At 63.6% G+C, this 13289-nt stretch carries 13 protein-coding genes; 5 read left to right on the top strand and 8 right to left on the bottom strand.

The genetic code is table 11. The features are described from left to right. The first annotated feature begins 14 nt into the window (after window positions 1-14). Window positions 15-380: a spore germination protein GerW family protein gene (locus tag JGU71_RS07080; RefSeq protein ID WP_199703310.1), complete on the top strand. Its 366-nt coding sequence runs from the start codon at window positions 15-17 to the stop codon at window positions 378-380. On the opposite strand, the gene JGU71_RS07075 is transcribed toward JGU71_RS07080, so the two are convergent. From JGU71_RS07075 to JGU71_RS07065, 3 genes are read right to left on the bottom strand one after another with little or no spacing between them, the layout of a single operon-like run. Further along, entirely contained in the window at window positions 372-869 is a 498-nt protein-coding gene (locus JGU71_RS07075) for a hypothetical protein (protein ID WP_199703309.1), read from the bottom strand. The genes JGU71_RS07080 and JGU71_RS07075 overlap by 9 nt on opposite strands. Further along, window positions 866-1903 carry an agmatine deiminase family protein gene (locus JGU71_RS07070; RefSeq protein ID WP_199703308.1) on the bottom strand — a complete coding sequence of 346 codons (1038 nt, stop codon included), beginning with the start codon at window positions 1901-1903 and terminating at the stop codon, window positions 866-868. Before JGU71_RS07070 ends, JGU71_RS07075 begins: the two co-directional genes overlap by 4 nt. Then, window positions 1900-2865 (bottom strand): nitrilase-related carbon-nitrogen hydrolase, encoded by a 966-nt coding sequence (locus tag JGU71_RS07065; protein ID WP_199703307.1) that lies wholly within the window; start codon window positions 2863-2865, stop codon window positions 1900-1902. The genes JGU71_RS07070 and JGU71_RS07065 overlap by 4 nt, the downstream gene beginning before the upstream one ends. A 112-nt stretch (window positions 2866-2977) precedes the next feature. Between JGU71_RS07065 and JGU71_RS07060 the strand changes: the two genes are divergently transcribed. Continuing rightward, entirely contained in the window at window positions 2978-3592 is a 615-nt protein-coding gene (locus JGU71_RS07060; RefSeq protein WP_199703306.1) for a TetR/AcrR family transcriptional regulator C-terminal domain-containing protein, read from the top strand. 3 nt (window positions 3593-3595) lie between these two features. Here the strand turns inward: JGU71_RS07060 and JGU71_RS07055 are convergent, their stop codons facing one another. From JGU71_RS07055 to JGU71_RS07040, 4 genes are read right to left on the bottom strand one after another with little or no spacing between them, the layout of a single operon-like run. After that, window positions 3596-5170: an APC family permease gene (locus JGU71_RS07055; RefSeq protein WP_199703305.1), complete on the bottom strand. Its 1575-nt coding sequence runs from the start codon at window positions 5168-5170 to the stop codon at window positions 3596-3598. Beyond that, window positions 5167-6048: a universal stress protein gene (locus JGU71_RS07050; protein ID WP_199703304.1), complete on the bottom strand. Its 882-nt coding sequence runs from the start codon at window positions 6046-6048 to the stop codon at window positions 5167-5169. The genes JGU71_RS07055 and JGU71_RS07050 overlap by 4 nt, the downstream gene beginning before the upstream one ends. Before the next feature lie 60 nt (window positions 6049-6108). Continuing rightward, window positions 6109-8064, bottom strand: a complete 1956-nt coding sequence (locus JGU71_RS07045; protein ID WP_199703303.1) for a primary-amine oxidase — start codon at window positions 8062-8064, stop codon at window positions 6109-6111. A 59-nt stretch (window positions 8065-8123) separates the two neighbouring features. Beyond that, entirely contained in the window at window positions 8124-9554 is a 1431-nt protein-coding gene (locus tag JGU71_RS07040; protein ID WP_199703302.1) for a gamma-aminobutyraldehyde dehydrogenase, read from the bottom strand. Between the two features lie 138 nt (window positions 9555-9692). Between JGU71_RS07040 and JGU71_RS07035 the strand changes: the two genes are divergently transcribed. From JGU71_RS07035 to JGU71_RS07025, 3 genes are all read left to right on the top strand, one after another. After that, complete coding sequence (locus JGU71_RS07035; protein ID WP_307829540.1) at window positions 9693-11219, top strand: PucR family transcriptional regulator; 1527 nt, start codon at window positions 9693-9695, stop codon at window positions 11217-11219. Between the two features lie 54 nt (window positions 11220-11273). Next, complete coding sequence (locus JGU71_RS07030; RefSeq protein WP_199703300.1) at window positions 11274-11627, top strand: hypothetical protein; 354 nt, start codon at window positions 11274-11276, stop codon at window positions 11625-11627. A gap of 76 nt (window positions 11628-11703) precedes the next feature. Further along, window positions 11704-12306 (top strand): helix-turn-helix domain-containing protein, encoded by a 603-nt coding sequence (locus JGU71_RS07025; protein WP_199703299.1) that lies wholly within the window; start codon window positions 11704-11706, stop codon window positions 12304-12306. Here JGU71_RS07025 and speB read toward each other — a convergent pair. After that, window positions 12303-13262, bottom strand: coding sequence for an agmatinase (gene speB / locus JGU71_RS07020; protein ID WP_199703298.1), 960 nt, complete (start codon window positions 13260-13262; stop codon window positions 12303-12305). The genes JGU71_RS07025 and speB overlap by 4 nt on opposite strands. Window positions 13263-13289: the final 27 nt, after the last annotated feature.

The following is a 13289-nucleotide window of genomic DNA, read 5'->3' as shown; positions in this document are numbered from 1 at the left end:
GTACCGTTTGCGGCGTGATCGAACTGAAGGAATTGCTGACGAAGGCGACGAATTCCCTCTCCGCTGGGCGAGCATTCGGTCCGGCCTACGAGAAGGACGACGTGCTCGTGATCCCCGTCGCGTGGATTGCCGGTGGCGGTGGCGCGGGTGGTGGCGGATCCGACCCAGCCGCGACCGAAGAAGCCACGTCATCGGGCGAGGGCGCCGGCGCAGGCTTCGGTGGAGTGGTGTGGCCGCTCGGCGTCTACGCGGTGCACGACGGCGACGTCCGGTGGATTCCGGCTATCGACGTGACACGAATCGTCATGCTGGTCGCGGGCGTTGCCCATGTTGCGTTCGCGCTTCGGCAGCGCCGATCCGCGAAAGGGCTTTCACAGTAGTAATTTCCGCATCCCGCTGCACGTCGCCAATGGGTTACCGACCTCACATACCTGATCAGGTATGTGAGGTTCGGAATCGGCGAGCGAGGTGGCGGCGGATGCAATGACCAGCACCCCAAGAATCAGCACTGCTTCGGCAACGATTCCCGCGGCCATTGCAGTCGCCATAAGTCCGTCGAGTGCGACCATCGGCGTGTGGCCGGTCGCGTTCGAATGCTGATGTCCGCCAAGCGAACCGCTCGGGCTCGTTGCCATCATCGCAACGTGCAGTCCGATCATCCCGACTCCGCCGAGGGCCGCTCGCCGCCACACCTGCGGTGTCCCATCGCGCCACAGATGTAGGCCACAATGCAGGCACCAGCCTGCCATCGCGCCGAGAAGCACTGCTGCGAAGAATGATTCGCCGAGATAGAGCACGGCAAGCACAAGGTGCGCACCCGCCCCCACTATCGTGAGGGCGGCAGCGACACGGCTGAACACCGAACTCACCGGACGACGGCACTCGGTTGATGCTGGGTGATGCAATGGATTCCGCCACCGCGCGCGAACAGTGCACGTGCGTCGACCGTCACCACCTTTCGCCCCGGGTAGACGTCCGAGAGAATCCCGGCAGCGACGTCGTCGTTCGGATCGCCGAAGCTGCAGGCGATCACGCCGCCGTTGACGACGAGGTGGTTGATGTAGCTGTAGTCGACGTAGCCCTCTTCGTCACGCAATTCTTTCGGTGCCGGCACTCGCACGATGTCCCACTCGTTGCCCGCTGCGTCGGTCGACGCGGCGAGTGTGTCCGCAATGTGGTGTCCACGTGCGTGATCGGGATGGCTGGCGTCCAGTTGGTCGTGGACGAGAACCACGCCGGGTGACGGGATCGCGGCGACGATGTCCACGTGCCCGCGGGTTCCGAACCGTTCCTGGTCGCGCGCCAATCCGTACGGTAGCCAGATCACCTTCTTCGCGCCGATCGTGCGTGCCAACTCGGCCTCGACGTCGGCCTTGGACAGGTTCGGGTTGCGGCCGGGATCGAGCTGAACCGTCTCGGTGACCAAAACGGTCCCGGCCCCGTCGACCTGAATTCCACCGCCCTCGTTGACGAGTGGGGACGTGATCGCAACAGCACCGGACGCCTCGGTGACGAACGCGCCGATCTTCGAGTCGAGATCCCACTGCGCCCAATCCTGCGCGCCCCACCCGTTGAACACCCAGTCGACGGCGCCGCGCGTGGAAACTGTGCCGTCGTCCGACAAAACGAACGTCGGTCCGATGTCGCGCATCCACGCGTCGTTGAGTGGCGCCTCGATCGTGTCGACGCTGCTCGACAGATAGCGGGCGGCGAAATCGACCTCTGCCGGATCGACGACAACGGTCACCGGTTCGAACTCCGCGATCGCGTGTGCGACTGCGGCCCAGGTGCTTCGGGCCTCGTGCTGCTCCTCGGCCGTGTCGCCGAGTGAGTAGCCCGTCGACGGGAACGCCATCCAGGTGCGGTCGTGTGGTTCGCCTTCGGCAGGCATCCGCCAGTTCATGACTGCGCGCCGATCGGTGCGTCGGTGTCGACGGGTGCGGTGAGCGCGGCGTAGGTGTCGGGGCGCCGAGTCATCAGGAACGGGAACAGCGTCAGCCAATCCTTTCGCTGTGCCAGGTCGAGATCTGCTACCAGTACGGCAGATTCGTCACGGGGTGCCTGAACGAGGATGCGGCCGTAGGGATCCGAGATGAACGACGAGCCGTAGAAGGTGATCAGCCCTTCGGAACCATGGCGGTTGGGCGCGACCATAAACGTGCCGTTGGCGATCCCGTTGCCGACGATCACCTGCTGCCAGAGCGGCTGACTGTCGAAGTCGGGATGGTCGGGTTCGGACCCGATAGCCGTTGGATAGACCAGGATCTCCGCGCCTGCGAGCGAGTACATCCGGGCGACCTCGGGGAACCATTCGTCCCAGCAGGTCGGCATGCCGATCCTGGCACCGTCGAGTTGAGCGGGGGTGTGCACGGGGTACGCGTCGGTCGCAGGACCACCACGGAAGTAGGTGTCCTCGTAGTATCCCGCGGTCACCGGGATGTGCAGCTTCCTAGTGCGCGCCAACAGTTCTCCGGTGGGGGAGACGAGAATCGCCGTGTTGAAGCCGAGGCCGTCCTCGGCATCGGCACGCTCGTAGAGCGAGGTGTGGACGACGATGTTGTGCGTCGCCGCGGCTTTCGCTGCGAAGGTGAACGTGGGGCCGGTCAGCAGATCCTCGGCAGTCGCGCTGGCGTTCGGGCCACCCGGGACGTCGGCCGGGTAGCGGCTCAAGGTGATCTCGGAGAGGAAGACCACCTTCGCGCCCAGCTTCGCAGCCTCGCCGATCGCGTCGGTCAATTCGGCCGCGAGCAGCTCGGCATCGTCGTGCCAGAGGTGCTGTACGACGCCGACTCGCAATGGCACCCGGTCGGTCTCCGTCACGCGAGTGAGGGACGCGGGCGGGGTCAGGGCGGTGATGGTCTGCATGGTGTGTTCCTTGGACGATCCGGGTGTCGGATAAAACGAATGTGATTCGTTAAGTATGGTGTGCGAAGGCTCACAACGCAAGACCCAACCTTGAACGACCTGGAGGTTTCCGATGCCGCGGCCATCGCAGCCGATACTCTCGGCGGGCATCATCACCGACGCCGCATTGCGGGCGGTGGACAGCACTGGCGACTTCACGATGCCGGGCATCGCCGCGAAGCTCAGCGTGCGCCCGTCTTCGCTGTACAACCACGTCAGTGGCCGAGCCGAGATCATCGAGCTGATGCGATCGCGCGCGATGGCCGAGATCACGGTGGCGAGCGAGGAAGACGAGAATTGGAGCGACACCGTCGCGCGCCTGGCACGGGAGTACCGCCGCAGCTACGCCAAACATCCGCGTCTCATTCCGATCCTCACGTCGCAGACCGTCAGAACCGGCGTTGCCTTCGCGATGTACAACGCACTGGCACAAGCGTTTTCCGACGGCGGCTTCGCGCCGGCGCAGGTGCTGGCGGCCATCACTACGCTCGACAGCTTCGTCCTCGGATCCGCACTGGATCTCGCGGCGCCCGAAGAGGTGTGGGCTGACGTGCCCGATGCCAACGACGCGATGCGCGCGGCATTGGCGACCTCGACACCGAACCCTGAACGTGCGGATGCCGCCTTCGAATTCGGGCTCCGAACGCTCGTCGCGGGCTGGCTTGCGCAGTCGTGCGAGGCCGGCTGACCCTTACCGCTTGGCCACCGACTCCGGGGCAACATCTTCCACCAGCGGCGGCGTGTCGCGGGTCAGCGTCCGACCGAGGAAGAAGTCGGGGCTGCGGAACCGCATCACGACCATCAGAACTGCACCGAGCAACAGGATGCCGAAGCCCATGTAGAACACAAGGCCGATGCCGCCGATCTCTGCGCCGCTGCCGTTCTCGGGATCCATGCTCTCGCGAACCGAGATGACGAACACCGAGCCGAGCATGATGCCGCCGAGCAGCGGGAACAAGAACTTGAACACGATGTTGCGAGCGCTGGTGAACAACTCCCTGCGGAAGAACCAGACACACGCGAAGGCGGTGATCCCGTAGTACCAGCAGATCATGATGCCAAGTGCCGCAATGGTATCGAGCAACGTGCGCTCGGAAAGCAGCGTGACGAGGGTGTAGAAGGTCGCGGTGACGACACCGGCGACGATGGTGCTGAACGTCGGGACCAGGAAGCGGGGACTGACCTCGGCGAACTTCTTCGGGAAGGCACCATAGGCACCCATGGCAAGCATCGTCCGTGCCGCAGGCAGGAACGTCGTCTGCAGGCTTGCGACCGACGACGCGAGCACGGCGAGGAACAACAGCGGACCCGCCCAACGACCGAGCACCGGATCCGCCAGCGCACCGAAGACGTTGTCGGCGTTCTCCTCGTTACCGAGCCCGAGGTCGGTTTCGCCAACACCGGCGTACATCATCACGGCGACCGCGATCAGCAAGTAGGTCAACAGGATCGACAGCACGCACAGCAGTCCTGCACGGCCGGGCACCTTCTTCGGGTCCTTCGATTCCTCGCCCAGCGTGAGACAGGTGTCCCAGCCCCAGAACGCGAAGATCGATCCGGTCACGCCGATCACGAAGGCGCTCAGTGCAAGTCCGGTGAACGGATTGAACCAGTCGAGATCGAAGCTCAGGTCCGCCGGTGCATCACCGATTCCGACGTGGACGAACGCCGTGACCGCGAAGGCGAGCAGGATGATCATCTGGAATCCGACGAGGATGTACTGGACGCGTTCGCTCGTGGTGATGCCGCGGCTCGCAACCAGCGTCGCAATCGCGATGAACACCAACGTGGTTGCGATGTTGATGCCCTTGTTGTCGGCAAGGTCCGCGATATCGGTGTTGTCGAAGATACGAGCGAAGAACAGGTAGAAGAACTCCACGGCGATCGCCGCGAGGTTGGACAGCACGATGATCGTCGCCATCACCATGCCCCAACCGCACATCCAGCCGATGTAGGAGCCGAATGCCTTGGTGGACCACGTGAACGACGCACCGCAGTCGGGTGCACGGGAATTCAGCTCACGATAGGCATAGGCGGTGAGGAACATCGGAATGAATCCCGCGATCAGGATCGCAGGCATCTTCAGACCGACCGCCGCGACGATCAAGCCGATGCTTGCCGTCAGGGTGTAACCGGGGGCAACCGACGAAATTCCAAGCACGGCACCGGAAAAGGTGCCGATCTTGCCAGGCGCGAGACCTTTGGAAACGAGGCCCTCCGCCGCAGGCGCCGCTGTAGGTGTGGTCGAACCGCTGTTGTCGATCATTTGAGCTCCTCTTTCGGAACCACGACCATCGGGACCTGCAGGACGCGCAGCATCTTCGCCGCGGTGGAGCCGAGGAACAGGCGGCGGGGTTGAGCGAGTCGGCTGGAGCCGACCATGATCAGGTCACCGTCGTGCCATTCGAGCTTGTTGACGGCTGCCTCGACCGTCGGACCGTCTGTGATGACCGATGTCACCGGGAAGTCCTCCGGCAGGTAGGACTTCGCGATCTTGAGGTTCTCGTGTGCGTGCACCACGGCGCGCTCGCGGAAGGTATCGGCGGTGTCGTCGCTGCGACGGACCCCTTCGAGGGGGTCCAACGCGATCAACGACACCAGTCGAAGCGGGGTGCCGCTCGCCTCACTGGCTTGCAGCGCGGTGTCGAGCAGTAGGTCGGCACCCGGCCGACTGCCGATCGCACACGTGACCTCGCGGATACCCGCAACTTTCGAATGCCGTTCCCCGCGCGGGGCGAGGGCGAGTGGCACGTTCGCCGAGTGCAGTAGATCGCTTGTCACCGAACCGATCGAGTGGCGGCCGATCAGTCCGTCACCGGCAGCACCGACCACGATCGCAGCGGCCTCGATCTTGTTCGCCTCTTCGAGCAGGCCTTCGGCGAACGACTCGTTGAAGATGAGGTGCGACGTCGCCTCGATGCCGTCCGGCACCGACTCCACCGCAGCTGCGAGCCATTTGTGTGCTTGCTCGGCGAGCATGTCGTCGTAGCTGGCGTTGGATTGAATGAGTTCCGCCAGCGGTCTGTCTGGTGGCAGCACCATGCAGATATCCAACGCGGCGTTCAGAGTTCGGGCCAGCCGGACACCGAGCGCGAGTCCGTCTTCGCCGCTGGGGGTGGCGAGATAAGCGACTACTAACCTCATGAGCTTTTCGATTCTGCAGCAGGGTTGAGGGGTAGGAGTGAAGGTGAACGGCGTCAGGTGTCAGTGGTGGTGGTGATGGTCACCGTCCGGCCCCTCTGCATGGCAGGCCTTCGGAGGCGTCGGGGCGACGTCTATCGATGGATTGCGATCGAAGAAGCCGACGGGCTTGAGCCAGAAGTTCACCGTGTCGACCGGCATGATGGGCCAGTCTTCGGGTCGGGTGATGTGATGGATCCCGAATACGTACCAGAGCACCACGTCGGTGTTCTCGATCGAGCGGTTGGCTTCGGTCCACTCGGGCAGACCGTGGTCGACCTTGCTCTGATTCACGAATTCGCCTGCGGGCCAACGTTCGTCGGGTGAGTTCGGCGTAACCCACAGGGTGTGCTCGATCGCACGGCAGCGCGCGAGGACCGGAGACTGCGGGTCGAACATGGCTGGTATCGCGGCGCCGGGGACCAACTTGTACGCAGGTGAGGTACCGATGCCGTTCTTGGTGTTGTCGTTGACGACCTTCCAGGCCCGCTGGCTGTTCCAGTCGAAGTCCTGTTTTCCTTCGGCTTCGGTCCGCAGGGGAGTGTTCTTCTGCCGCAGCGACAATCCGTACGGATTGTCCGGACCCATCGGCACGATTTCGGTTTCCGTTGCGTACACGGTGTTTTCGGTGCCGTCGACGTCGAGATCCATCCGTGCGACCAGGAAGTGCTGGTGGTACGGCGCGTAGGTGCGGTTGTCGACCAGCGTGCCGTGCGGATGTGTGCCACCTTCGTCGAAATGGCTGACGACCATGATTCCTGTTGCGCGGACCTCACATTCGATGTTGCCGTCCTGATAGAAGCGCCAGTACGTGAGGTACTCGTAGTTCGCGACGGTGACGTGGAACGAGACGGTGAGCCGGCGCATCCGCCGCACCTCGGCACCGGCGTGGTGGTCGACGTGCTTCCACAGGACCGCGTTGTCCTCCTCGTGAATGCAGATCGCGTTCTTGATCGTGTACGGCTCACCCTTGCTGTTGTGCAGTACGGCGTCGAGGTAGCGAATCTCGCCGAGGCAGTCGCAGCCGAGTTCGAGCGAAGTGGTCATGAAGCCGATGCCCCACTCGCCGATGTCGAAAGCTGTTCTGCGGTAGTGGTCGTCGCAGTGGTCACGGTAGGGGACCATCATCTCGGCGAACGAGAGTCGGTTGGCAATCGGCCGAACCCGGCCGTTGTCGTTGTAGGAAATCGCGTGCAGGGTCATACCTTCGCGGTAGTTGAACCCGACGCGTAGCGACCAGTTCTGCCACTCGAGCTTGTTCCCCTCCAGCGTGAACGACGGACCTTCGGGTTGGGTGATTTCCAGCGGCTGCAACGGTTCCCGGGTACTGGCATTGCGAATTCGTTCGGGGATGTGGCGGGGAACGTACTCGCCCATGATCTCCGGCTTGTCGACGGTGAACGTGTCTTCTATCTCGAGCAGTTCCATGGTGTTGACGTCGATGACGCAGTGGAATCCGTTGACCGGACCCGCGTAGGGGTTGGCACCGTCGGCAGCCTTCACCCAGGTGTCGGACCAGCCGAGTCTGCGGCCCTTGTACTTCTCCGGCATGACGACGTCGCCGTAGGTCCAGGTGTCCATGAACACCATGCTCATGTCGGTGACGCCACGCTTCGCCAGTGCCGCGATAACATCGGGGTGATTGCGTAGAGCTTCGTCGCACTCGACCCATTCGTCGACCGTGAAGTTGGCCTGTTCACCAGGAATGTGATTCCACTCGAGTACCGAACCGCTGGTGAGCGAAACGAGCGCCTTGTAGGTCTTGTTCTCGGCGCGTTCGAAGCAGACGACGACGGCTCGGCGGTCCGGCACGGTGCTGTCGCGATCGAACGCTGCAACATCGGCTTTCGGCGGTTCAACGAGTTCGATCGAGGCATAGCGCCATCCGGGACCGACGCCATGCGCATCGTTGAGCAGACTTGCTGTCCTGCTGAACTCCTCGGATGTAAGTGGATCGAGCGGATGGAATGTGTCTGCCACGGGAGGCTCCCTGCCGGAGAAGTGTTGTGCGAATGGATATTCGAAAGGTCGAGCTTTCGTCAGTCGTGCGAGCTCATGACGTGCTTGAGTCGGGTGTAGTCCTCGACACCGTATGCCGAAAGGTCTTTGCCGTAGCCGGAATACTTGAAGCCGCCGTGTGGCATTTCTGCCACGAGCGGGATATGGCAGTTGATCCACACGCAGCCGAAATCGAGTGCGCGCGTGAGCCGCTCGGCAGTCGCGTGGTCCTTGGTCCAGACACTCGACGCGAGACCGAACCGAACGTCGTTCGCGTACTCGATCGCCTGCGCCTCGTCGGTGAAGGGTTGGACCGTCAACACCGGTCCGAACGTCTCCTCCTGGACGATGTCGTCCTTCTGCTCGACACCGGTGATGATGGTCGGCTCGAAGAAGAAACCCTTGTCGCGCGCGCGTTTTCCGCCGGTGACGATGGTGGCGTGCGCTGGGATCGCGCCGACCTTCTTGGTGACTTCGGTGAAGTGGTTGATGTTGTTGAGCGGGCCGTAGAACGAGTCGGGGTCGTCGGGTAGTCCGGGCTGCAACGTCTTCGACTTCTCGACGAGTGCGTCGACGAGCTGATCGTGAATCGATTCGTGAACGAGCACACGGGTGGCCGCGGTGCAGTCCTGGCCGCCGTTGAAGAACGCGGCCTCCGCGATTCCGCTTGCGGCCTTGGCGATGTCGGCGTCGGCGAAGACAACGGCTGGTGCCTTGCCGCCGAGTTCGAGGTGCGCGCGCTTGAGTTGCTGTGCGGCAGAGACGGCGACGGCGATGCCTGCGCGGACGGAGCCGGTGATCGACACAAGACCGAGTGCCGGATGGCCGACGAGCGCGGCGCCCGTGCCGCCGTTGCCGAGCACGACGTTGAAGACCCCGTCGGGGAGGATTCCCTTCGTGAGTCTCGCGAGCACGAGTGTGCTTTCGGGTGTGGTGTCACTGGGTTTGAGAACGATCGTGTTGCCCGCTGCCAGCGCTGGACCGATCTTCCAGATGGCCATCATAAACGGGTAGTTCCACGGAGTGACCTGGCCGACGATGCCTATCGGTTCGCGGCGAACGTAGGAGGTGAAGCCCTCCATGTATTCGCCAGCCGACTTGCCCTCGACGATCCGCGCAGCGCCGGCGAAGAAGCGGACCTGGTCCGCGCTGACGGCGATCTCTTCTGCCGCGATCACGGACTTCGGCTGACCGGTATTGCGGCACTGAGCTTCTACCAGTTCGTCGGTGTGCGCGTCGATCGCATCGGCGAGTTTGAGCAACGCCTTCTGGCGCTCGTTCGGAGTCGTTCGGCTCCAGGACTCGAAGGCCCGCTGCGCGGCGTCGACCGCTGCTTTCACGTCGGCTTCGTTCGATATCGGAGCGCGCCCGACGACGGACTCGTCGACGGGGTTGATCAGGTCGAGGGTTTCGGTGGCGGTTGAGGCCACAAATTCGCCGTTGATGTAGTTCTCGAGCACAGCGGTCGGCATGATGCACCGTTCATCTCGCAGGGACGTGTTGTTGTCTGGAACCGTTCTGGACTCAGTGTGCTCTGTGTCACTTACATGATCACTTGACAAGATGGACAAACTTTCAATCGATCTTCGACAATATGTACACTTCGGATGGTGAACGTTCCTGTCGCCTGGGTGCTCGGCCAGTCCGATCTTGCGCTGGCACTCAAAGGCGGTTCGGCAGGTGTCGAACGCGAGATAAACCTGGCGCTCGCGACCGAACTGCCCAACCCGTTCCGCTGGCTGTCCGGCGGAGAGTTGTTGCTCACCACTGGAATTCGATTGGCCGACACCTCCGAGGAGCGCGTTGCCTACCTCCGCGGACTCGACGCGTGCAACGTCGCGGCGGTCGGGTTCGGGACCGGTCTGACCCACCCGACCGTCCCAGACGATCTGGTGCGGGCAGCCGATGAGATAGGCCTGCCGCTGTTCGAGGTGCCGCTACGGACGCCGTTCGCGGCAGTGGTGAAGCGGGTGACCGCGCGCCTTGCCGAGCAGCAGTACGACGCGGTGTTGCGGGCCTCGCGCGCGCAGCCGCGGATGACCCGTGCGGTGGTGTTCGGCGGCGCGCAAGCCATCGTTCGGGAACTGGCGCGATCGTTGGCGTCGAAGGTGCTTGTGCTCGACCCGTCGGGCCGGGTTGTCGAGAGCCATCCGAAGTCGCTGGATGCGGCGTTGCTCGCCGAGATCAAGGAGGCGCTCGCGAGCGATACCTCGACGGCGTCGAGCAGTGTGTCGCTGGACAAGACGGGCGCCGCGATCACACATCAGCGCATCAGCGTCGGCAGTGACGACCACGGCGACTTGGTTGTGGTGAGCAAATTGCCGCTCAGCCACATCGATCAAATCCTGCTCGGGCATGCCAACTCGTTGCTCGCGCTCGATTTCGAGAAGCCTGCCAGGCTGCAGGCAGCGCAGAACAAACTGAACAGCCACGCGCTCGGTCTGCTGCTGAGCACCGAAGCCGACCTTGCCCCAGCGTGGGTCCAACTTGCGGCGGCGGCAGACTCGCGCAACAACATTCGGGTTCTCGCTGCGTCGTGCGAGACCGCGTCGGCGACAAAAGTCGTTGCTGCGGCTCTGGAGGAGGCGATGAACCGCGCGGGACACTCGTTGTTCATGCAATCCCACGACCGGCAGGTGATCGTGGTGCTGCCGGGTAGCGAGGATGCCACGTTTGCCCGGCGGGTGTCGACGGGAATCGCGAGTTCGGTGCGCAAATTGATCAGGGTCGGGGTCAGCGGTGTTCATCCCGTCGACCAGGTCGTCGCTGCGGTCGACAACGCCAAGCTTGCGGCGTCCGCGGCCGAACGCGGTGGACTACCGCTGGAGTTCTCTGCTCTGACGGGGCAGGCCCTGCTGTCGTTCGATGCGAGTCGGCGCATCCTCAACGCGGTCGCTGACACGATGCTGACGCCCGTCGAGGACTACGACCGCAGCAACGGCACCGAACTGCTGGCGTCGCTGCGCGCCTTCCTCGAGGCCAACGGGCACTGGGAATCCGCCGCCGCAGCAACAGGAGTCCATCGGCACACATTGCGCAAACGCATCTCGCAGACCGAGGCGCTGCTCGGCTGCAATCTCGACATCGCGCGCGTGCGGGCCGAGTTGCTGCTCGCGATCATGGCGAGAGGGAGCTGAACCGGCGTCGCAATTCCTCCCGCTTGCCGTGTCGGCAGGTGCACAATCGGTGACGTGGCCGAATACTCTGTCAATACAGCTGCGGTGGCGCACGCCGAGCGGCTGATCGATGCGCGGCAATACGTTCTCGAAAGCGACTGGGGCGAAGTTCAGCCGAATGCCAAGGCGCAGAACGACTTTCTCGAATCGCACTCGTGGGACGATTACGCCGAATGGCATCTCGGCCTCACCGAAGGCGCGACCGAGGAGACCAAAGCGCGCTACGCGTTCGTGTTCGGTGACTTCCGCAGAGTGCACCGCACGGCGTTGATCGCGTGCGTGTACCGAGCAGCCGAATGGCGGCACAAAGACGTCGAACTCGCGGCGCACGAGCTACTGCAGCGACTGGACAAGATCAGCGGGGCTTGACGCGGCCGGCCTGGTAGCTGGGTAGGCGTGGGTACTATTCGAGCAATCGTAGATGCAGATGTCGGTTGGAGGTCGAATGGCGGTGTCTGGACACAAGGATCGTGATCCCGATCCGTCCACAGCTGTCGGCCTACGAATCCGTGCCGTACGCAAGGCGCAACGGATGACGATCGAATCTCTCGCCGAGGCAAGCGGACTCACCAAGAGCTTCCTGTCGAAGGTCGAGCGAGGCAAGTCGACTGCGTCGGTCGCTGCATTGCTCAGAATCAGCGAAGCGCTCACGATTCCGCTGTCGAATCTGTTCGAGACTTCCGCGACGCGCAGTGTCGTACGCGCGGGGGAGTATCCGGCGATCGGGTTCGGCGGTCACGACATCGCCGAGTTCCTGCTGACGCCGCAATCCGAACGGCGTGTTCAGGTACTGCTGTCCAAGATCGAACCCGGCGGAGGTAGCGGCGCAGAACCGTATCCGCTACCCGGTGAGGTCGAGTTCGTGTTCGTTGTCGGTGGTCGTCTGGAGGTCAGCTTCTCCGACGGTGTCGTCGTACTCGGTCAGGGTGATGCGCTGACCTTCGATCCAGCATCGCCGCGCGCGTTCTCGGTGCCGAAGGGCGAACCGATGACGACCGTGCTGTGGATGATCTGCCCGGCGCTGCCACATTCGGGATACCGGGCCTAGGCCCGATTGGCCGCCAGTATCGAAATCAGTTCGTACGCAACGTGTGACGCCGCGACGCCGGTGATCTCCGCGTGGTCGTACACGGGTGCGACCTCGACGATGTCGGCACCGACGACGTTGAGACCCTTCAGGCCGCGCAACGTGTTGAGCAGTTCGCGACTCGTCAATCCGCCGGCCTCGGGGGTTCCGGTGCCGGGGGCATGGGCCGGATCGAGGACGTCGATGTCGATCGAGACGTAGACGGGTCCGTCGCCGAGGCGCGCGCGCATCCGATCGACCGCGCCGCGAACCCCGTCGACCTCGTAGTCGTCGGCCCGGACGATCTGGAATCCGAGCGCGGTGTCGTCCTCCAGATCCGCCGCGGAGTACAGCGGTCCGCGAATGCCCATGTGCTGGCAGTGTTCGAGGTCGAGCAGGCCTTCTTCGCTCGCACGACGGAACGGAGTGCCGTGGGTGTAGGGCGCGCCGAAGTAGGTGTCCCAGGTGTCGAGGTGAGCATCGAAGTGCAACACCGAGATCGGGCCGTGCATCCGGTGCAGTGTGCGCAGTAGTGGAAGTGCGATCGTGTGGTCGCCGCCGAGCGTTACGAGCGTCGATCCGTCGGCCTGCAGCGCCTCGGACTCGCTGGCGATCGTCGAGATCGCCTCGTTCAGATCGAACGGATTGACCGCGATATCGCCTGCGTCGGCGACCTGCTGAACGCCGAACGGGTGGACGTCCTGCGCTGGGTTGTACGGCCGCAGCAGTTTCGACGATGCACGAATGTGGCTCGGACCGAAGCGCGCACCCGGTCGATAGCTGACGCCCGAGTCGAAGGGAATGCCGACGACGAGAACGTCAGGGCGCGAAACTTCGTCGGCGCGGGGGAGTCGCGCGAAGGTCTCGGGTCCGCAGTAGCGAGGAACTCGCGATGCATCGACCGGACCGATGAAGTTGCGTTGCTGGTCGGCTGACATGGTGCCACCCTTTCGATGGTCGGTGCG

The sequence above is a fragment of the Antrihabitans stalagmiti genome (genome assembly GCF_016482825.1).
Taxonomy (GTDB): domain Bacteria; phylum Actinomycetota; class Actinomycetes; order Mycobacteriales; family Mycobacteriaceae; genus Antrihabitans; species Antrihabitans stalagmiti.
Note: the sequence above shows the minus strand (reverse complement) of the source record. Positions and strands in the feature narration are given on the sequence as shown.